Origin of the sequence: Pseudomonas sp. SWRI77, from assembly GCF_014269105.1 — a bacterium.
GTDB lineage: Bacteria > Pseudomonadota > Gammaproteobacteria > Pseudomonadales > Pseudomonadaceae > Aquipseudomonas > Aquipseudomonas capeferrum.
This window is the reverse complement of the sequence record NZ_JABWRV010000015.1, coordinates 24,837-44,636: the sequence shown is the minus strand read 5'-3', so window position 1 is coordinate 44,636 and position 19,800 is coordinate 24,837. Positions and strand designations below refer to the sequence as shown.

At 64.6% G+C, this 19,800-nt stretch carries 13 protein-coding genes; 5 read left to right on the top strand and 8 right to left on the bottom strand.

What is annotated here, in order from left to right; genetic code table 11:
- The first annotated feature begins 57 nt into the window (after positions 1 to 57).
- From HU766_RS15730 to HU766_RS15715, 4 genes are all read left to right on the top strand, one after another.
- Positions 58 to 2,490, top strand: a complete 2,433-nt coding sequence (locus HU766_RS15730) for a TonB-dependent siderophore receptor (RefSeq protein ID WP_186658571.1) — start codon at positions 58 to 60, stop codon at positions 2,488 to 2,490.
- A gap of 80 nt (positions 2,491 to 2,570) precedes the next feature.
- A complete protein-coding gene (locus tag HU766_RS15725; RefSeq protein WP_186658569.1) occupies positions 2,571 to 3,683 on the top strand; it encodes a PepSY-associated TM helix domain-containing protein in 1,113 nt (370 codons plus the stop codon).
- Positions 3,680 to 3,856: a hypothetical protein gene (locus tag HU766_RS15720; RefSeq protein ID WP_077068766.1), complete on the top strand. Its 177-nt coding sequence runs from the start codon at positions 3,680 to 3,682 to the stop codon at positions 3,854 to 3,856. The genes HU766_RS15725 and HU766_RS15720 overlap by 4 nt, the downstream gene beginning before the upstream one ends.
- 66 nt (positions 3,857 to 3,922) lie before the next feature.
- Positions 3,923 to 6,724, top strand: coding sequence for a DUF6543 domain-containing protein (locus tag HU766_RS15715; RefSeq protein ID WP_186658567.1), 2,802 nt, complete (start codon positions 3,923 to 3,925; stop codon positions 6,722 to 6,724).
- Here the strand turns inward: HU766_RS15715 and HU766_RS15710 are convergent.
- The 8 genes from HU766_RS15710 to glnE all read right to left on the bottom strand — a co-directional run bounded on the left by HU766_RS15710 (position 6,685) and on the right by glnE (position 16,760).
- Positions 6,685 to 8,127, bottom strand: coding sequence for a lipopolysaccharide kinase InaA family protein (locus HU766_RS15710; RefSeq protein WP_186658565.1), 1,443 nt, complete (start codon positions 8,125 to 8,127; stop codon positions 6,685 to 6,687). The two genes, HU766_RS15715 and HU766_RS15710, sit on opposite strands and share 40 nt — an antisense overlap.
- Positions 8,127 to 8,879 carry a lipopolysaccharide kinase InaA family protein gene (locus tag HU766_RS15705; protein WP_047583687.1) on the bottom strand — a complete coding sequence of 251 codons (753 nt, stop codon included), beginning with the start codon at positions 8,877 to 8,879 and terminating at the stop codon, positions 8,127 to 8,129. The genes HU766_RS15710 and HU766_RS15705 overlap by 1 nt, the downstream gene beginning before the upstream one ends.
- Positions 8,876 to 9,610, bottom strand: coding sequence for a lipopolysaccharide kinase InaA family protein (locus tag HU766_RS15700; RefSeq protein ID WP_033703113.1), 735 nt, complete (start codon positions 9,608 to 9,610; stop codon positions 8,876 to 8,878). Before HU766_RS15700 ends, HU766_RS15705 begins: the two co-directional genes overlap by 4 nt.
- Complete coding sequence (gene rfaP / locus HU766_RS15695) at positions 9,610 to 10,416, bottom strand: lipopolysaccharide core heptose(I) kinase RfaP (RefSeq protein WP_186658562.1); 807 nt, start codon at positions 10,414 to 10,416, stop codon at positions 9,610 to 9,612. The genes HU766_RS15700 and rfaP overlap by 1 nt, the downstream gene beginning before the upstream one ends.
- On the bottom strand, positions 10,413 to 11,534 hold the full coding sequence (locus HU766_RS15690) for a glycosyltransferase family 4 protein (RefSeq protein WP_186658560.1): 1,122 nt from the start codon (positions 11,532 to 11,534) through the stop codon (positions 10,413 to 10,415). The genes rfaP and HU766_RS15690 overlap by 4 nt, the downstream gene beginning before the upstream one ends.
- Positions 11,534 to 12,592, bottom strand: coding sequence for a lipopolysaccharide heptosyltransferase I (waaC, locus tag HU766_RS15685; RefSeq protein WP_033703116.1), 1,059 nt, complete (start codon positions 12,590 to 12,592; stop codon positions 11,534 to 11,536). Before waaC ends, HU766_RS15690 begins: the two co-directional genes overlap by 1 nt.
- On the bottom strand, positions 12,593 to 13,642 hold the full coding sequence (gene waaF / locus HU766_RS15680) for a lipopolysaccharide heptosyltransferase II (RefSeq protein ID WP_033703117.1): 1,050 nt from the start codon (positions 13,640 to 13,642) through the stop codon (positions 12,593 to 12,595).
- Between the two features lie 184 nt (positions 13,643 to 13,826).
- On the bottom strand, positions 13,827 to 16,760 hold the full coding sequence (glnE, locus tag HU766_RS15675) for a bifunctional [glutamate--ammonia ligase]-adenylyl-L-tyrosine phosphorylase/[glutamate--ammonia-ligase] adenylyltransferase (protein ID WP_186658558.1): 2,934 nt from the start codon (positions 16,758 to 16,760) through the stop codon (positions 13,827 to 13,829).
- 383 nt (positions 16,761 to 17,143) lie between these two features.
- Between glnE and aceE the strand changes: the two genes are divergently transcribed.
- On the top strand, positions 17,144 to 19,789 hold the full coding sequence (gene aceE, locus HU766_RS15670; protein ID WP_033703119.1) for a pyruvate dehydrogenase (acetyl-transferring), homodimeric type: 2,646 nt from the start codon (positions 17,144 to 17,146) through the stop codon (positions 19,787 to 19,789).
- Positions 19,790 to 19,800: the final 11 nt, after the last annotated feature.

Sequence of the window (19,800 nt, the reverse complement as noted above, 5' to 3'; positions counted from 1 at the left end):
TTTGAAATCTCGCTCGGCAAGGAAGCAGTAAGCACTTATCCGTCGAGGAGCCGCTGCATGTCCCGTACTGTCGATCGTATCCTGCGCCCCAGCCTGATAGCCCTGGCCATTGGCCTGGCTGCGCCGTTGGCCAGCCCTGCCCTGTTCGCCGCCGAGCAATCCGCCCTGCGCGCCTACGACCTGCCCAGCGCCCCCCTGGCCAGCACCCTCAACCAGATCGCCAGCCAATCGGGCATCGCCCTGGCCATCGACCCAGCACTGGTCAGCGGCCGCACTTCGGCGCCCGTCACCGGCCAGTACGACGGCATCGGCGCCCTGCAGGCCGCCCTGCGCGGCAGCGGGTTGCAGTTGCAGCAGAGCAGCGTCGGCAGCTACAGCCTGGTGGCCGTCCCGGATGGCACCCTGGCGCTGCCAGAAATCACCGTGAATGCTGCCAGCATCAGCGAAAGCGCGTGGGGCCCGGTAGAGGGCTACCTCGCCAAGCGCAGCGCCGCCGGCACCAAAACCGATACCGCACTGGTCGAAATACCCCGCTCCATTTCCGTCGCCACGCGCCAGCAAATGGCTGACCGCGGCGTGCACAGCCTGGATGATGCGGTGCGCTACATGCCCGGCATCGTCTCTGCCAGTTTCGGCAGCGACACCCGCTATGACTGGATGCGCGTGCGCGGCTTCGAGCCGACCCAATTCCTCGATGGCCTGCCACTGCCACGTGGCGTATACGCCAATCCGAAAGCCGAAACCTGGAACCTGGACCGCCTCGCGCTGCTGCGCGGCCCAGCCTCCTCGCTCTATGGCCAGACCCCACCGGGTGGCCTGCTGGACATGGTCAGCCGCCGCCCACAGGCCGAAAGCAGCCACGAAATCGAAGTGCAGTACGGCAGCGACAATCACCGCCAGATCAACTTCGCCAGCACCGGCAAAATCGATGACCAAGGCCAGTTCCTGTACAGCGTCAGTGGCGTGATTCGCGATGGCGGCACGCAGATCGACCACATCGACGACAAGCGCTACAACATCGCCCCAAGCCTGACCTGGAACATCGACGAAGACACCTCGCTGACCCTTTTGACCCAGTTCACCCGCGACGATACCGGCGCCACCAGCCAGTTCCGGCCCATCCAGGGCACCAAGATCGACATGCCATTCGGCAAGATCTCGCACCACAAGAACCTGGGTGACCCGGACTACGAGTTCTACGACCGTACCTACTACGCGCTGGGCTATGCCTTCGAGCACCGCATCAACGATGTCTGGCAGTTCCGCCAGAACCTGCGCTACACCAAGACCGACCTGGCGTTCCAGACCATCACCCCCGGCAGCTACTACCAGCCCGGTGGCCCCGTGCAGGACGATGGCACCGTCAGCCGCATGTCCACCAACACCGATGAAGACATCAGCCAGTTCGCAGTGGACAACAACTTTCAGGCTGACTTCAGTACCGGGGACATCAGCCACACCCTGCTGATGGGCCTGGACCACCAGCGCGTCAACACCAACTACCTGTCGATCTTCGGCTTCAACGTGCCAGACAGCAACGTCATCAACCCCGTCTACGGGCTGCCGATCACACGCCCGGATCGCTCCACGGCGTTCTACGACTACAACCAGAAAACCCGCCAGACCGGCGTGTACGTCCAGGACCAGATGGCGCTGGGCAACTGGCGCCTGACCTTGGGCGGGCGTGAAGACTGGGTGCACACCGGCACCAAGTTCTTCAACCAGGGCGATGCCACCAGTACCGAGCGTGACAAGAAGTTCAGCGGCAACGCGGCAATCAGCTACGTGTTCGACTCTGGCTTCGTGCCGTACCTTTCCTATGCCGAGTCGTTCCAGCCGTCTAGCAATGCCAGTGTCTCGGCAACGGAGTCGTTCAAGCCGACCGAAGGCGAGCAGTGGGAACTGGGCATCAAATATCAGCCGCCGGGCTCCAGCACCCTGCTGTCGGCCGCCGTGTATGACCTGACGCAGAAAAACGTCTCTGTCACAAACAACATCGGTGGCATTACCTTCACCAGCCAGACCGGCGAAGTGAAGGTGCGCGGGCTGGAGCTCGAAGCGGTTGCCGACGTTACCGAAAACCTGAAGGTAGTTGCCGCCTACACCCTGGCCAAATCCGAAGTGCAGGACGGCCTGTACAAAGGCAACCGCCTGCAGTTGATACCCAACCAGCAAGCCTCGCTGTGGGCCGACTACACCTGGCACACCGGCGTACTCGACGGCTTCGGCATCGGCGGTGGCGCGCGCTACACCGGCAACACCTACGGTGACCAGGCCAATACCTACCTGGGCAAGGCCAACGCCTACACCGTGTTCGATGCCTCCGTGCACTACGACCTGGGGCGCCTGGACAACAGCCTGAAGGGTGCCTCGGTGGCGGTCAACGCCACCAACGTGTTCAACAAAGACTACATTTCCACGTGTGACAGCTACTACTGCTACTACGGCGATGAGCGCAGCGTGGTCGCCAGCGCCACTTACAAATGGTGATGACCTGACGACAAGCTCGCCGACCAAGCCGCCCCCCAGGGGCGGCTTTGGTCTTTCTGAACGTCGAGAAAGAAAATGAAATGAAAAGCTCAACCATCCGCCGCTGGTCCGCGATCCACACCTGGAGCAGCCTGGTCTGCACCTTGTTCCTGCTGTTGCTGGCGCTGACCGGCCTGCCGCTGATCTTCCACCACGAGCTGGAGCATCTGCTCGGCGATGCCCCCGAGCTGCGCGAGATGCCCGCAGGCACCCCGCACCTCGACCTGCAGCAACTAGTACTCAAGGCCGAGCAGCATCGCCCCGGCGAAGTGATGCAGTACTTCGGCTACGACGAGGACGAACGCAACGGCGTGGTGGCGATCACCGCCGCCACCGCAGGCACCGAGCCCAATTCGTCACACACCTTCATGCTCGACGCCCGCACCGGCGAAGCTGTCGCCATGCCCGCCGCCAACGGCGGCTTCATGATGGTCATGCTGCGCCTGCACGTCGACATGTTCGCCGGGCTGCCCGGCAAGCTGCTGCTGGCGTTCATGGGTGTGCTGTTCGTCGTGGCGATCATCTCTGGTACCGTGCTCTACGCGCCGTTCATGCGCCGCCTGGATTTCGCCACGGTGCGCCACGACAAATCCCGCCGCCTGCGCTGGCTCGACCTGCACAACTTGATTGGCGTGGTGACCCTGGCCTGGGCGCTGACCGTTGGCGTCACCGGGGTGATCAGTGCCTTGTCCGACCTGGTGATCGCCGCCTGGCGCAACGACAGCCTGGCCGCCATGGTCGCGCCCTACCGTAACGCCCCGCCGCTCACCGAGCGCGCCCCGGCCAGCCGCCTGCTGGACATCGCCGAGCAGGCCGCGCCCGGTATGCGCCCGGACTTCATCGCCTTCCCCGGCACGCGGTTCTCCAGCGAGCACCATTACGCCGTGTTCATGAAGGGCGCCACTCACCTGACCTCGCACCTGCTCACCCCCGTGCTGATCGATGCGCGCACCCTGCACGTGACGGCAGTGGGCGAACGCCCGTGGTACATGGACGCCATGGGCCTGTCCCAGCCACTGCACTTCGGTGACTACGGCGGGCGCCCCATGCAGATTCTCTGGGCGGTGCTGGATGTGCTGACCATCATCGTGCTCGGCAGCGGCCTGTACCTGTGGCTAAGCAAGCAGCGCAAAGCCCGGGAGGTGCGGGCATGAGCCACGCCTCTCGATCATCCTGGCGGATCTTCGCCTGGCCGGCCGCCATCAGCGTGCTCGGAGCCGCCGGCCTGTTTGCCGCCTTGCTGGGTGACGGTGCCTGGGACGCCCTGGCCTGGCTGGGCCTCGGCGTGCCCGCCATCCTCAGCCTGCGCGGGCTTTGCAGTCGATAACCGGCTACCGCTCCGGCCCTTGCCCTGGGCCCTAACGTTGCGGCTCCCTTAAGAAAGGAGCGCAACATGCTACCGCTGGAACGCATCGAATTCCTCGACCAGCAGATCATCGCCCTGCTGGCGCAATTACCGGCCGCCGACCGGCAACCGCTCAGCCGACAGCAACTGCAGGGCGAACTGGCGGAATACTGGGCCGCCTGCGACACCCAAGGCCGCTCGCGCAGGGTGCGCCTCGGCGACCTGCGCCGCGCCCTGATGCACGCCGAGCTGACACTGCGCCTGGCCGACGGGACCTTGCCCGCCCCCGAGGCCGACGCCCTCAGCCTGTGCCTCGACCTGCCCAACGCCTGGCAACGGAGGCCCCAGCCGGTGGCCACGCGTGCCCAGGTGTACCGCCTGGTCCTCAGCCGTAGCCAGCCCCACAGCCGCGCGGTGCTGCCGGGTATGTTCGTGGTCGTCACCGGCAACGACGAGGCTGCCGAGCTCACCCCAGAGCAGGCCCTGGGCCCGGCCTTGCTGTGCGGCCTGGCCCAGGGCATCGAGGCCTACGCCTCACTGGCCGACTTGCACCTTGAGCTGTGCGAGCGCCTCGACGACCCACTGCAAGGCCCGCCACTGCTGCGCCTGCTGGTTGATGACGCGCGTATCGGCAACGCCGCCAAGGCCGACCGGCTACGCTACGAATGGTATCCCGATGACCCGGTGCAAGCCCAGGTCGACAGCCTGATCGAAGCGCAGCGCCTGCGTGTCAACCAAGCCTGGGCAAGCGCCCAGGGTGCCCCGGCACCGGCCGTCGAGACGCTGCACAATGCCCTTTCAGTGGCGGCTGAAGCCGGCAAGCAAGCCTTGCTCGACACCCGCTACGGCCTGCTGCTGGAAAAAAACCTGCCCAATTGGTTGAGCAAGGCAGGGCCCCAGGGGCTTACGCATATCATGCAGACGATGCAACAACTGGTAGCCGCCGGCAATCGCGTCGCCGCCCCGGGCATCCTCACCCTGGGGCAGTTCCGCCAGCAGGACAGCCTGCAGGGCTGGGCGCGCGCGCGCGTCGAAGAACGCCTGCGCCACGATCATGGCCTGCGCTACGCAGCCGCAGACATCATGATCCATGTCGTGCACAGCCGGCAGGCAGGCCCGCAGTTGAATCCGTTTCACCCTTCAAGCTACGTTACCTGGCGAGGCTTCGAGCACGTCGGCGGCCAGATGATCGAACTGATCAGAGAGAGCTACCCGCTACACGAGCTGGCATTGCGCAACGTGGCCTGGTTCGACTACGACTACTGGCTCACCGCCCGGGTAACCCACCGTCACGGCAAGCCATTACCCGAGGCACTGAACCCGGCCTACATCAAGGCGATGATCAGGCACCTGAATGTCGGTGGCAGCTATCATGCCTACCTGAAAACCCAATTGATCGATTCCCCGGTCGGGGGGTGGCGGCTGAACGCCCATGCCCTGGTCAACCGCGCCCGCATGTACGCCGAGGCGGCCAAGGCGCGCTATGCCGGGCATCTCGCCCGCAACCCCGATGAGCGAGCCTACCGTTGGGTGCGTCAGGTGCTGGACTATCCGCATAACGCGCTTCGCCCCCCGGTGGACGGACAGCGCGTCACCGTGCGCCAATTGACGATCCATGGCCATACCTTGCAAGGCGTGTTGCTGATCAATGCCGAGGGCGCCGGCGTGGGCGCGTTCATCCTCTACACGCCGGACGCACCCGACCGCCGCGCCTGGCGGGGGCTGAGCAATGCGCGCGAACTGATGCGCCTACTGCGCAAACAACCCGCCCTGCGCGCCTACATGGCGGGCCGCCTGCCGTTGCTGGCACCCGCAGGCATCGAACGGCTGCTGAACAAAGGCCGGCTGAGCCCCGTACTGCGCACCCCGGCGATCGACGACGAGCTGTTTTTCGCCTGCTACAGGGCCGAGGTGCGCGCCTGGCTGGCCAAGGTCGATGCCGACAGCCGTACCACCGGGGAAGCCGACCTCCAGCAAGGCGCCGACCTGGCCTGGCGCCTGCTAGACATGATCAGCCTGGTACTGCCTGCCCGGGTGCAACTTCCACTTGCGCTGGGGCGCATGGCCATCGAGATCTGGGGTGGGGTGGACGCCTTTGGCCAAGATGACATCGACGGCGTGCTGACCCATACCTACAACGCCCTGAGCTATGCCAACGATGCCGGCACCAGCATGGTCAGCACCGGCCTGATGCGCCGGATGATGCGTGGCATGCCGACACAACCGCCATTACCATTGCCCTCGCGTTACAGCATCACGCCTGCACTCGATAACCTGCGCTACACCATTGACGGTGTGCACGGCGAGGGCGTTTTCGAGAAAGCATCGGCATTCGAAGGGCTGAGCCTGTATTACATCCAGGACGCCCACGGCCGTTATTACAAGGTCGCGTTCGACGGCCGTCGCTGGCGGGTCATCGACCCGATGCAACCCGATGCCTACTTGCAGCAGCCGGTCAAACGCCTGGCCGATGGCAACTGGGTCATCGACTCACCGGTGCTGTGGTACGACGGCCTGCCGGATCTTGCGCAGTTGCTCGCCGACTGCCGCCTGCAACCGCCGCTGGCGGGTGAGGCGGTGGATGCGCTGGCAGGGCTGTACCGCGCAGACGACCAGCTCTACCTGCAAACCGCTGCCGGGCAACTGCCACTGCGCGCGCACCTGCTCGCCGGGCGCTACCACCTGCTCATCCCCCACGCCCAGCAAGCCGGCGTGGTGCCGTGGGCGATCCTGCGCTGGCAAGACCACCAATGGCGCATCCGTGTGCGCCAGGCCGGGCGCAGCAGCGATTGGCTGGCGCTGCCCGAAGGCTACTCGGCGAGCCGTGGCAGCAACCGGTCGAGGCGCTGATGCAGGGCACAGCTACTCGGCCAGTTGCGCAGCAGCCGCGCCCGGTCACGGGCGTAGGCCGGGGCGAAGCTGAGCCCGGTGGCGTGCTGGCACATGGCGTCGAGGTCGATCAGCGACCATTGGCCGTTGTGCCAGAACAGGTTGTGGCCCTTGAAATCACCATGGCTGATGCGCTCGCGGATCAGTTGCTGCATCACCTTGACCAACGCATCGACCTGCTCTTCAGGCGCCTCGCCGTTTTCCACATAGGGCGCAAAGCACGCGGTCAGGTCCGGGCCATCGACGAATTCGGTGACCAGGTACGCACGGCTGCGCAGGCCCATCACCCGTTGCTCCAGCACCGCCAACGGGCGCGGTGTGGCGATATCGAGGAACTCCAGGCGATGGCCTTCGATCCACGAGTGCCAGGCCCGGCTCGGGCGCCAGAAGCGCTTGAACCAGTGCGCGGTGTTCTTGATGTTGTAGCGCTTGAGCACCAGCGGGCGGCCATCGACGTCGATGCGAGCCACGCTGGCGGCGCCGCCGGTCTTGAACAGGTGCCCGTTGTCGATCAGCGCATCGGCCTGCGCCAGCACCGGCAGCATCGCTTCGACTTCACCACGGCGGATCGCCCGCAGGCCCGAAAGGCTGCGCTCGACACTGAACAGTGTGCACTCGCGGCCGGCCTTTTCCAGGTAGTCCTTCTGGCGCCAGCTGCGCACCTTGTCGATCTGCTTTTGCAGCGCTTCCATCGGCAACGCGTGCTCGGCATTGGCCAGCAGGTAATGCACCAGCAGCTCTTCGATAAAGGGCTCCAGACGCTTGGGCAACTGGGCGAAGAACACCCCGAGGTTTTCCAGCACACGCGGGCGCGACAACTGCTGGCCCGGCGTCTCGGCCTTGATGCCCGCGCCATCGATCAGGTACAGCTTGGCGCCGTGGCGCAGCAGGTTGTCCAGGTGCAGGTCTTCCTGCCACAGGCCCTTGGCGTGCATCTGCGCCACCGCGGTCAGCGCTTCGCCCAGCACCAGGTGCTGTTCGTCGGCCAGTACCGGCAGGTGCTCAACGGCGGCCCAGGCATCGGCCAGGCTTTCTGCACCATCGAGAAACTCGAACAACAGCCAGCCACCCTCGCCTTCCTTCAAGCCATCGGCCAGCAGCTTCGGCGTGGTCAGGCCTTGCTCGGCCAACAGCTTCACGCCCTGCAACTCGCGCTGGAAATGCCGCGCAGCGTTGCCCCCCACCAGCAACTTGGCCAGCACCGGCGTGCCACGCCAGACACCGGCACCGACATAGCGCTGGCCGGGCAGTACGCGCAGCAGGCTGAACAATTGCAGGTCGGCGCTACCGGCGGCATCGGCCAGGGTGATACTCAAGGGCAATGCCGGGGTGCGCCCGGCAGCTTTCAGTTCAGACAAACGCATCAGCGGGCCTCTTTTTCACGACGGCGTTGCGTCAGCCGTTGCAGCCAGTTGTCGACCAGGGCGCTGTCCGCCGGCTGCGCCAGGTAGGCCGCCAGCAACTGACGCACATCCGCCTCACTCCAGGCACTGGCACGGCGCAGCAACGGCTCCAGGTCCTTGAGCCGGTCACGCATGCCGAACAGCAGCGGGCGGGTCTTTTCCAGGTCGATCAGTTGCGCGTCCCAGCCCTCGCGGCGCTGGCGCAAGAAAATATGCTTGGGGTAGAAGCAGCCATGTACCTGCCCGGCGCTGTGCAGCGTGCGCGCCAACTGGCCGCAGGCTTCAAGGATGCCTTTGCGTTCGGCGTCGCCCAGCTGCGGCCACTGGGCCAACAGGCTGTCCAGGTCGGCCCATTCGTCCAGCGCCCGGGTCATGAGGATTGCCCGGTGCTGGCCGGCCTGCTTGCGCTCGCCATAGAACACCGCCTGCAAAGCCGGGATGTGCAGCTTCTGGTAACGGCTGATATTGCGGAATTCGCGGGCGAAGGTCGGTTCGCCGAAGGGCCTGTGCAGGGTGCGGGTGAGGTAGTCGCTCTGACGCTTGAGGTAGTAGCCTTTGCCTTCGAGCTCCAGGCGGAACACGCTGCTCCAGCCCCCGCGCCCGGTGTTGGGCTCGTCCACGGCATCGAGCTGCAGCGCCCACAGCGCCTCGAAGTCGTTCAAGCCGTGGCGTTTGAGCAGCGCGAGGTCTGCGCTGGCCAGGTAATCGGTCATTCCCTTCCCTCGAAAAAGCTCAGCACCTGGCGGATCCGCTTCTTGTCGCGGGCATTGAGCCGGTCGCGACCGCGGTATTGCAGGTAGAAACGCAGGCGCTGGGTCGCCGACAGGTGGTATTTGGCGACCTTGTCCAGGCACGCCAGGTCTTTGATCATCCGGTGCCGCCACATGAAACCGCGCCAGAAGTCGCCGGTCGGGCAGTCGATGAAGAATAGCGTGCCCTGGTCGTCGACCAGCAAGTTGCGCCACTTCAGGTCGTTGTGGGCGAAACGGTGCTCGTGCATGACCCGAGTGTGGCGCGCCAGCTGTTGGCTGACATGCTCGACCCAGGCCCGGTCAGCCAGGCGTGCATCATTGCGCTCGGCCAGCGCCGACAAGTCTTCGGTGCGCGGCAGTTCACGGGTGATCATCGCCCCCCGGCCAAACGCCAGGCCCTTGCGTTCCAGGCCCCAGGCGACCACTTCGGCGGTGGGGATGCCCCACTTGGCGAACTGCTTGAGGTTCTGCCATTCGGCCTTGATGCGCGGCCTGCCGAGGTAACGGCGCATGTGCTTGCCGGCGCCGGTGTAACGCTTGACGTAGTAATTGACGCCGTCACGCTCGATGCGCACCACCTCGCTGAGCGGGTCGCGGGTCAAGCGTTCGCCCTGGATGGCAAAGACGGCATCAAGGCTGCCGAAATCCGCCGCCAGGTGTTCGTAGCCGGGCGCCAGTGTCCAACCCGACATCAGAGTGCATCCCCATAACGTTGCTTGCGGTCATAGAGTTTCTGCGCCTTGCGTTCCAGCCAGGCGAGCAGCGCGGCCTCTTCGGCAAGCACCTGGCGCAGCGGGCGCTGGAAGTAGCCACGCAGAAAACGCAATTTGTCGCGACGGGTCAGGCCGATGTCCAGCGCCGAGAAATACAGCGCGGCCAGGTCCTTGTCACGCCAGCGGCGGCTGATGCTCGCCCGCGTCTGGGCACGGTGCAGGTCGATGACCGACAGCTTGAAGTCGTCTGCCGTCACCGGGCGGTCGGTGTGCAGCAGGAAGTGGCAGATGTAGCAGTCGCGGTGGTTGACCCCGGCGCGGTGCATGCCACCGGTCATCTTCGCCACTTCGGCGATCAGCGCACGCTTGAGGCGTGGCTCGGGCGCCTGCCTGACCCAGTCGATGCTGAAGTCTTCCAGGCTGATGGTCGGCGCCAGCTCTTCGGTGACGATGAACGAGTGCTGGGTGGCCGGGTTGCTGCCGCGCTCGCCATAGGCGACTGCGGTCATGGTCGGCACACCGACCTCGTGCAGACGCTGGATGGCTCGCCATTCCTGGCCGGCACCGAGCACCGGCAGCTTGGCGCTGAACAGGTTCTTGAAAATCTCGCCCCAACCGATGCCCCGGTGGATCTTGACGAAAAAGCCTTCGCCCTCGACCTCGGTGCGCAGTGTGCGGCGGCCTTCCAGCTCGCGGTATACCTCGCCTTGCAGCGCTTCCACGGCCTCGAAGGCATCACGCCCGGCCCACAGGCGCTTGAAGGGTTCGGCCAGTATCAGCTTCATGCGGTCTGCCCCAGGATCACGTCGGCAGCATGCTGCGGCATGCTGTACAGGTCGGCCGTATCGGCAAAGGCCAGGCCATTGCGCGACCAGTCGGCGCGCGCCTGCGGGTCTTCGAGCATGCGTTGCAGGTAGCCATTGAGTTGTTCCTGCTCGAACGGCTCGTCCAGGACCAGGCCGCAGTCGGCCTCGGCAATGTAGTGGGCGTAGCCACACACCTTGGACACCAGCACCGGCAGGCCTGCCACCAGGGCTTCGAGCAGCACGGTGCCGGTGTTTTCGTTGTAGGCCGGGTGAATCAGCAGGTCGGCGCCCAGCAGGAAGCGCGGGATGTCGCTACGCCCCTTGAGGAACTGCACCTGGTCACCTAAGCCTAGGGTGGCGCTTTGCAGCTGGAACACCTTGGGGTCGTCCTGGCCGATGACCATCAGGCGGGTGCGCTTGCGCAACGCCGACGGCAGTGCGGCCAAGGCCTTGAGGCTGCGGTCGACGCCCTTGGTCTTGAACCCCGAACCAATCTGCACCAGCAGCAGGTCATCGTCCGCCAGGTTGAATTCCTTGCGGAACCCGGCGCGGATCTCGGCGGCATTGGCCGGCGCGCGGCGATCCGGGGAAATGCCCGGCGGCAGCAGGTGGAAGCGTTCTGCCGGGGTGCCGTAATGTTTGACGAACAGCGGCTGCTGCACCTCGGAGATCATCAGCACCTCGGTTTTCGCATCCTTGGCGAACACCGCCCGCTCGTACTCGGCAAAGTGCCGGTAGCGGCCCCAGCGCTTGTACAGGCCGCCGCGCAGGGTCTGGGCCTTGTCTTCGAAGCAGCCGTCGGCGGCGTAGTACACGTCCAGCCCCGGCATCTTGTTGAAGCCGATCAGGCGGTCGACCGGGCGCTTGGCAAGGTCGGCGGCCATCCAGGCGCTGAGCTTCTCGTTGCGCCGGTGGTTGAACAGCGCCTTGACCGGCGCCACCAGCACTTCGAAGCCCGGCGGAATATCACCTTCCCAGATCAGCGTGTACACGCGAATCTGATGGCCGCGCTTCTGGCATTCCAGGGCAATGCGCATGAAGTCGCGCTGCAGCCCGCCGAAGGGGAAATATTTGTAAAGCACGAAAGCCAGTTGCATTAACGAACATCCTCAGCCAGCAGCAACGCGCTCAAGCGGCTCGCCACATGCTCGGGATTCAGGCGAGTGAAGCACAGTGGCCACTCGCGTTTGAGATCGAACCGGCGCAGGTCATCGGCGCTCGGTTTGTAGGTGCACTTCTTCTGCAGGCAGGGCGCGCAGGGGAAATCGCTGGCCTGGTGAACCTGGGCGCGGCCATAGGCGCCGGTCAGGCCAGGGTTGGTCGGGCCAAACAGCGAAATGGTCGGCACGTCCAGCGCTGCGGCCAGGTGGCCCAGGCCGGTGTCCACGGCCACGCAGGCCTTGGCCGCAGCCAGCACGCGGGCGACGCCGACCAGGTTCAATTTGGGCAGCACCTGGCAGTTGTTCAAGCCCTGGGCGATACGCTCGGCGCGCGCCTTCTCGGCCGGGTTGCCCCAGGGCAGGCGCACTTGCAGCTTGCGCCGGCCCATGCGCTCGGCCAGCTCGCGCCAGTAGGCCTCGGGCCAATGCTTGGTGGCCCAGGTGGTGCCGTGCAGGAATACCACGTAGGGGGCAGCTGGCGGCAATTGCAGGCGATCGAGGTCCAGGCCGTAGTTGCCGATGCCTTCCGGCAGGTCATAGGCCAGGGCCATGGCGAACAGTTGACGCACCCGCTCCACGGCGTGCTGGCCAACCGCGACCGACAGCGGCCGGTCATAGAAGCGGCTGGCCAGGCCTTCGCGGGCCGAGTAGCGGTCCAGCCCGGCCACCGGTGCCTTGACGTAGCGGGTCAGCCAGGCCGATTTGACCAGGCCCTGGGCATCGATCACCAGGTCGTACTTGCGCGCGCGAACACGCTGCTTGAACGCCTTCCACTCGCCGCTCTTCAGGGTCTGCCAGAGATGCTTGCGCCAGCGCCGGATCGCCACCGGGATCACCTCGTCGACCGCAGGGTGCCAGCTGGGGATCTCGGCAAAGCCTTCTTCCACCACCCAGTCGAAACGAATGCCCGGTATGGCGTGGGCGGCATCGGTGATTGCCGGCAGGGTGTGGATCACATCCCCCAGCGACGAAGTCTTGATGATCAGTACCCGCACTTAGTCAACCTCGGCCACGGTATCGATCAGGTTCGGACCACCCAGGCTGTGCAAGGCGGCGATGACGCGCTGCGGTTCGAGCAGGCGCAGGCAGTTGTAGTGCCCGAAGCGGCAGGTACGGTCGAAACAAGGGCTGCATTCGATGCCGGTGCGCACCACTTCGACGTGCTCGGCCAGCGGCGGCGTGAAGCCCGGCGAGGTCGAGCCATAGACGGCGACCAGCGGGCGGTTCAGCGCGGCGGCCACGTGCATCAGCCCAGAGTCGTTGGACACCACCGAATCGGCGCAGGACATCAAATCGATGGCCTCGGCCAGCGAGGTTTCACCCGCCAGGTTGTACGATTCTTCACGCAGCCCCGGGATCAGCCGGTCGCGAATCTGCTCACCAACCGGGTGATCGCTTTTCGAGCCGAACAGCCACACCTGCCAGCCCTGGCGGATCATGGCATCGGCCACGGCGGCGTAGTGCTCGGCCGGCCAGCGCTTGGCCTCGCCAAACTCAGCACCAGGGCACAACGCCAGCACCGGGCGGTCCAGCGCCAGGCCGAACTTGGCCAGGGCCAGGTCGCGGCTCTGCGCCTCGATCTGCAGGCTGGGGCGCGGGTAGGGTTGCGGCAGCTCGGCACCCGGCGCATAGGCCAGGGCCATGAAGCGCTCGATCATCAGCGGGTAGCGCGCCTTGTCCAGCTTGCGCACGTCGTTGAGCAGGCCGAAACGCATCTCGCCGCGCCAGCCGGTGCGTTTGGGGATACCGGCAAAAAACGGTACCAACGCCGATTTCAGCGAGTTGGGCAGCAGGATCGCCTGGTCGTACTGGCCGGCCAGGGACTTGCCGATGCGCCGCCGTGTGGCCAGCTCCAGCGCGCCATGGCCGAGCGGGAAGCTCAAGGCCTGACGCACCTCGGGCATGCGTTCGAGGATCGGCCGGCTCCACTCGGGCGCCAGCACGTCGATCACGCAGTCGGGGTGCTGCTGTTTCAGGCACTGGAACAGGGTCTGCGCCATTACCATGTCGCCGACCCAGCTGGGGCCAATGATCAGTATTCTCATGCTTAGTCCAGAAACGCTCGGGGAGGCTGCAGGCTGCGGTACAGCCTGGCCTCCCCTCTTTATATTCAGGCTATGTGGCGGACAGTGTACCACCGGTGGTGGAACATGGGCCTCCAGGCCCCCGGAGCGGCCCTGCCGGGGCGCCGGACCGGTCGGAAAGGGCCGCCAAGCGGCCCCGGCAATTTCAACTCAGCCCAAGCTCGCCCCAGATGCGCCGTACCTCACGACGCTCATCGGCAAACTGCGCCGCATCGATCACCCCGGCCTGCTTCTGCAAGGCCTGGCGGTGGGAGGCAGAACGGAACGCCTTGTACACCTCGCGCAACAGCACCGCGTCACTGGCCGGCATCAAGCCCGCCTGCTCCAGCTCTTCCAGAATGCGGATGTTATCGGTCCATCGAAGTATGGCCGGATGGTCAAAAGACCAGGCCAAAGCGGCGTATTGCACCATAAATTCGATATCGACGATACCGCCGGCATCCTGCTTGATATCGAACGCAACCCCGGCATCGAACGCATTCGCCGCCGTGCCGGCGGCGGTAGCCTTGGTACCGAGATTGCCGCGCATCTTGGCGCGCATTTCACTGACTTCGGTGCGCAACTTCTCAAGGTCACGAGCCTGCCCCAACACCCTGGCGCGTACGCCTTCGAATGCTGCGCCCACCTGCTTGCAGCCGACCAGCACGCGGGCCCGCACCAAGGCCTGGTGCTCCCAGGTCCAGGCTTCGTTCTGCTGATAGCGCTCGAATGCACCGAGCGAACTCACCAGCAGCCCCGAAGCGCCGGAGGGGCGCAGGCGCATGTCCACGTCGTAGAGCTGCCCGGAGTTGGTCTGGGTGGTCAGCAGGTGGATGATGCGCTGGCCCAGGCGGGTGAAAAACTGCGCGCTGTCGATGGGCTTGTCGCCATCGGTTTCGGCCTGCGGGTCACCGTCGTGGATGAACACCAGGTCCAGGTCCGAGCCATGGCCCAGTTCCAGGCCACCGACCTTGCCGTAGCCAATGATGATGAAACCCGGGTCGCACAGGCTGCCATCACTGCGCTTGGGCTGGCCGTGGCGGGCCACTGTCTGGCGCCAGGCCAGCGCCAGCACCTGGTCAAGGATGGCTTCGGCCAGCCAGGTCAGGTAGTCGCTGACTTTCATCAACGGCAGGTTGCCGCTGATTTCCGAGGCGGCCACACGCAAGCTGTGGGCCAGCTTGAAGTGGCGCAGCGCCTCCATCTGCTGCTCCAGGTCGTCCTCGGGGATGCGCGTCAAACGCTCGCGCAGTTCGCTGGCCAGCTCCGGCGCCAGTGGCGGGCTGAACAGCCGGCCTTCGTTGAGCAGTTCGTCGAGCAGCAACGGGTAGCGGGCAATCTGTTCGGCGATCCACGGGCTGGCCGCGCACAAGGTCAACAGCCGGCGCAGGGCCCCCGGGTTTTCGGTGAGCAGCACCAAGTAGGCCGAACGCCGCGCGACCGCCTCAACCAGCGGCAGCACCCGCTCAAGCACCAGATCAGGGTCTTGATGCTCGACGGCCTGGGCCAGCAGCCGTGGGATGAAGGCATCCAGGCGCTCGCGGCCAATGCGCTGCATCGACCGCAGCTGCGGGCTGGAGCGCAACCCGGCCAGGCGGCGCAAGGCATCGGCCGGCTGCTTGAAGCCGGCTTCTTCAAGCTGCCGGCAGGCGGCGTCTTCATCCTGCGCCTGCTCCCACAGCGGCGACCACTCGCCCCCCACCACCAGCTCACCCTCGCCGTCTTCGTCATCCGGGTCGGCGATCACCTGGCGGAAGTGCCAGTCGACACGGCCACGCCATTGCATCAACTGGTCATGGAAGCCCTGCCAGTCGGCGAAGCCCAGGATATAGGCGACACGCGCCTGGTCTGTCTCGCTGTCTGGCAGCATCTGGGTCTGGCGGTCGGCGATGGCCTGGATGGCGTGCTCGGTATAGCGTAGGAACTCGTAGCCTTCGCGCAGCTCGGCCACCACCGCCGGCGGCAGGTAACCTTGGCCTTCGAGGGTCGCCAGCACCTTGAGCAAGGGCCGTTGCTGCAGGCTCAGGTCACGCCCGCCGTGGATCAGCTGGAAGGCCTGGGCGATGAATTCCACCTCGCGGATGCCGCCGGCACCCAGCTTGATGTTCTCGGACATGCCCTTGCGCCGCACCTCCTGCTGGATCAACTGCTTCATGGTGCGCAGGGCCTCGATGGCCGAGAAGTCCAGGTAACGGCGATAGACGAACGGGCGCAGCATCTCTTGCAACTGGGCGCCTGCCACCTGGTCACCGGCCACTACCCGGGCCTTGATCATGGCGTAGCGTTCCCAGTCACGGCCCTGGTCCTGGTAGTACTGTTCCAGGGCATTGAAGCTCAGTACCAGCGAACCGGCCGAACCATAGGGGCGCAGGCGCATGTCGACGCGGAACACGAAACCGTCGACGGTGACCGGGTCCAGGGCCTTGATCAGGCGCTGGCCCAGGCGGGTGAAGAACTCCTGGTTGTCCAACGAGCGCTTGACCCCTTCGGTCTCGCCGCCTTCGGGGAAGGCGAAGATCAGGTCGATGTCCGACGACAGGTTCAGCTCTACCGCCCCCAGCTTGCCCATGCCCAGCACCACCATGTGCTGCGGCTGGCCGCTGCGGTGGCCGATGGGCGTGCCGAACTGCTGGCAATGGCGTGGGTACAGCCATTGATAGGCTTCGTCGATGGCGGCGTCGGCAAGGTCGGAGAGGTCGCGGCAGGTTTCACCCAGTTCGGCCTGGCGGGTGATGTCGCGCCAGATGATGCGCACCTGCTGACGGTTGCGCTCGCGGCGCAGGTTACGCGCAAGCGCGTCTTCGCTTTGCGCGGCCTGGGCCACGGCAGCGACCTGCGCGCGCAATTCACCGGGCGCATAGCGCCGCTCGAGTTCCCCACTGGCCATCAGCGCAAACAGCATGGCCGGCTCGCGCTGGGCCTGGCCGAGGACGAAGTCGCTGGCGGCGGCAACCTGGTCGAACTGTTGCCGATGGGCAGGGCTCCAAGCGTTCAGGTCGAGTTCAGGGTGGCCAGCCACGGCATCGCTGAGGAACTGCTGATTACGAGCGACCAGCGGTTGCAGGGTGGCGGGCAGATCGAGCGGCAAAGGCAGGCGCATGGACTATCCTTGATCGGCGTGAAAGAGAGGGGTAAAGGCGGCCAAATGGAAGGCGGACCACGGTTGGACTGTCATACAAAAGTTGGAAATAGCTAAAAAAAACGAATCACTGGCAAAAAACATCAAGAATCACCCGTTCGCGACACACCGCCAACCAACATGAACGTTTTTCCCCACAAGCAGGGGTGCGACCAAAAGCCGCATTTCTGTAGTTTTACTACTACCCCGACTGTCTAAAAGCATGAAATGCGAATGCATTTGTAGTAAAACTACACGGCGCCGGATCACACTCCGGTAATCCAAGAATTCACGACGTCTGCCCATAAGGCCAGTCGCAAACTCAGGCAATCGATTCTGGTTGCCTTTCCGCCCTGGAGCAAGCCATGCAAGACCTCGATCCAATCGAAACCCAGGAATGGCTGGATGCCCTGGAGTCGGTCCTCGACAAAGAAGGCGAAGACCGCGCTCATTACCTGATGACCCGTATGGGCGAGCTGGCCACCCGTAGTGGCTCCCAGCTGCCGTATGCGATCACCACGCCATACCGCAACACCATCCCTGTCACCCACGAAGCACGCATGCCTGGCGACCTGTTCATGGAACGCCGCATTCGCTCGTTGGTGCGTTGGAACGCTCTGGCCATGGTCATGCGCACCAACCTGAAAGACTCGGACCTGGGCGGGCACATCTCCAGCTTCGCCTCCAGTGCCACCCTGTACGACATCGGCTTCAACTACTTCTTCCAGGCCCCGACCGAAGAACACGGCGGCGACCTGGTGTTCTTCCAGGGCCACGCTTCGCCAGGCGTCTACGCCCGTGCCTTCATGGAAGGGCGCATCAGCGAAGACCAGATGAACAACTTCCGTCAGGAAGTGGACGGCAAAGGCCTGTCTTCGTACCCGCACCCTTGGCTGATGCCTGACTTCTGGCAGTTCCCGACCGTTTCGATGGGCCTGGGCCCGATCCAGGCGATCTACCAGGCACGCTTCATGAAGTACCTGGAAGCCCGTGGCTTCATCCCGGCCGGCAAGCAGAAGGTCTGGTGCTTCATGGGCGACGGCGAGTGCGACGAGCCGGAATCCCTGGGCGCAATCGCCCTGGCTGGCCGCGAGAAGCTGGACAACCTGATCTTTGTCATTAACTGCAACCTGCAGCGCCTCGACGGCCCGGTTCGCGGTAACGGCAAAATCATCCAGGAACTCGAAGGCGTGTTCCGTGGCGGTGGCTGGAACGTCAACAAAGTCGTCTGGGGCCGTTTCTGGGACCCACTGCTGGCCAAGGACACCAACGGTGCCCTGCAGCGCCGCATGGACGAAGTCATCGATGGCGAGTACCAGAACTACAAAGCCAAAGACGGCGCCTACGTGCGTGAGAACTTCTTCAACACCCCAGAGCTCAAGGCCATGGTCGAAGACCTGTCCGACGAAGAGATCTGGAAGCTCAACCGTGGCGGCCACGACCCGTACAAGGTCTACGCGGCTTACCACCAGGCGGTGAACCACAAAGAGCAGCCGACTGTCATCCTGGCCAAGACCATCAAGGGTTACGGCACCGGTGCAGGCGAAGCCAAGAACACCGCGCACAACACCAAGAAGGTCGACGTCGACAGCCTGCGTCACTTCCGTGACCGCTTCGACATCCCGGTCAAGGATGCCGACCTCGAGAACCTGCCGTTCTTCAAGCCGGAAGAAGGTTCTGCCGAAGCCAAGTACCTGGCCGAGCGCCGCGCAGCCCTGGGTGGCTTCGTACCTCAGCGCCGCGCCAAGAGCTTCAGCGTACCGACCCCATCCCTGGAAACGCTGAAAGCGATCCTGGATGGCTCGGGCGACCGTGAAATTTCCACCACCATGGCCTTCGTGCGCATCCTGGCGCAGCTGGTCAAGGACAAGGAAATCGGCCAGCGAATCGTCCCGATCATCCCGGACGAAGCCCGTACCTTCGGTATGGAAGGCATGTTCCGCCAGTTGGGCATCTACTCGTCGGTCGGCCAGCTCTACGAGCCAGTCGATAAAGACCAGGTGATGTTCTACCGCGAAGACAAGAAGGGCCAGATCCTCGAGGAAGGCATCAACGAAGCCGGCGCCATGTCGTCGTTCATCGCTGCCGGTACCTCGTACAGCTGCCACAACCAGCCGATGCTGCCGTTCTACATCTTCTACTCGATGTTCGGCTTCCAGCGTATCGGCGACCTGGCCTGGGCCGCTGGCGACAGCCGCACCCGTGGCTTCCTGATCGGCGGTACCGCCGGCCGTACCACCCTCAACGGTGAAGGCCTGCAGCACGAAGACGGTCACAGCCACATGATGGCGGGCACCATCCCGAACTGCCGCACCTATGATCCGACCTACGGCTACGAGCTGGCGGTGATCATCCAGGACGGCATGAAGAAGATGACCGAAGAGCAACAGGACATCTTCTACTACATCACCGTGATGAACGAATCCTACCAGCAGCCAGCCATGCCGGCCGGTGTCGAGGAAGGCATCATCAAGGGCATGTACCTGCTCGAAGAAGACACCCGCGAAGCCGCGCACCACGTTCAGCTGATGGGCTCCGGCACTATCCTGCGCGAAGTCCGCGAAGCGGCGAAGATCCTGCGTGAAGAGTTCAACGTCGGTGCCGACGTGTGGAGCGTCACCAGCTTCAACGAACTGCGTCGTGACGGCCTGGCCGTGGAACGCGCCAACCGCCTCAAGCCTGGCCAGAAGCCTCAGCTGACTTACGTCGAAGAGTGCCTGAACGGTCGCAAAGGCCCGGTCATCGCCTCCACCGACTACATGAAGCTGTTCGCCGAACAGATTCGCCAGTGGGTGCCGAGCAAAGAGTTCAAAGTCCTGGGTACCGATGGTTACGGTCGCAGCGACAGCCGCAAGAAGCTGCGTCACTTCTTCGAAGTCGACCGTCACTTCGTGGTGCTGGCTGCCCTGGAAGCCTTGGCTGACCGTGGCGAGATCGAACCGAAAGTGGTGGCTGACGCTATCGTCAAGTTCGGCATCGATCCGGACAAGCGCAACCCACTGGACTGCTGAGGAGTATTTTT

What these genes read in the sequence shown, in the direction of transcription:
- HU766_RS15730 (WP_186658571.1), top strand. Translation starts at nt 58, where the DNA reads ATGTCCCGTACTGTCGATCGTATCCTGCGCCCCAGCCTGATAGCCCTG.
- HU766_RS15725 (WP_186658569.1), top strand. Translation starts at nt 2,571, where the DNA reads ATGAAAAGCTCAACCATCCGCCGCTGGTCCGCGATCCACACCTGGAGC.
- HU766_RS15720 (WP_077068766.1), top strand. Translation starts at nt 3,680, where the DNA reads ATGAGCCACGCCTCTCGATCATCCTGGCGGATCTTCGCCTGGCCGGCC.
- HU766_RS15715 (WP_186658567.1), top strand. Translation starts at nt 3,923, where the DNA reads ATGCTACCGCTGGAACGCATCGAATTCCTCGACCAGCAGATCATCGCC.
- HU766_RS15710 (WP_186658565.1), bottom strand. Translation starts at nt 8,127, where the DNA reads ATGCGTTTGTCTGAACTGAAAGCTGCCGGGCGCACCCCGGCATTGCCC.
- HU766_RS15705 (WP_047583687.1), bottom strand. Translation starts at nt 8,879, where the DNA reads ATGACCGATTACCTGGCCAGCGCAGACCTCGCGCTGCTCAAACGCCAC.
- HU766_RS15700 (WP_033703113.1), bottom strand. Translation starts at nt 9,610, where the DNA reads ATGTCGGGTTGGACACTGGCGCCCGGCTACGAACACCTGGCGGCGGAT.
- rfaP (WP_186658562.1), bottom strand. Translation starts at nt 10,416, where the DNA reads ATGAAGCTGATACTGGCCGAACCCTTCAAGCGCCTGTGGGCCGGGCGT.
- HU766_RS15690 (WP_186658560.1), bottom strand. Translation starts at nt 11,534, where the DNA reads ATGCAACTGGCTTTCGTGCTTTACAAATATTTCCCCTTCGGCGGGCTG.
- waaF (WP_033703117.1), bottom strand. Translation starts at nt 13,642, where the DNA reads ATGAGAATACTGATCATTGGCCCCAGCTGGGTCGGCGACATGGTAATG.
- glnE (WP_186658558.1), bottom strand. Translation starts at nt 16,760, where the DNA reads ATGCGCCTGCCTTTGCCGCTCGATCTGCCCGCCACCCTGCAACCGCTG.
- aceE (WP_033703119.1), top strand. Translation starts at nt 17,144, where the DNA reads ATGCAAGACCTCGATCCAATCGAAACCCAGGAATGGCTGGATGCCCTG.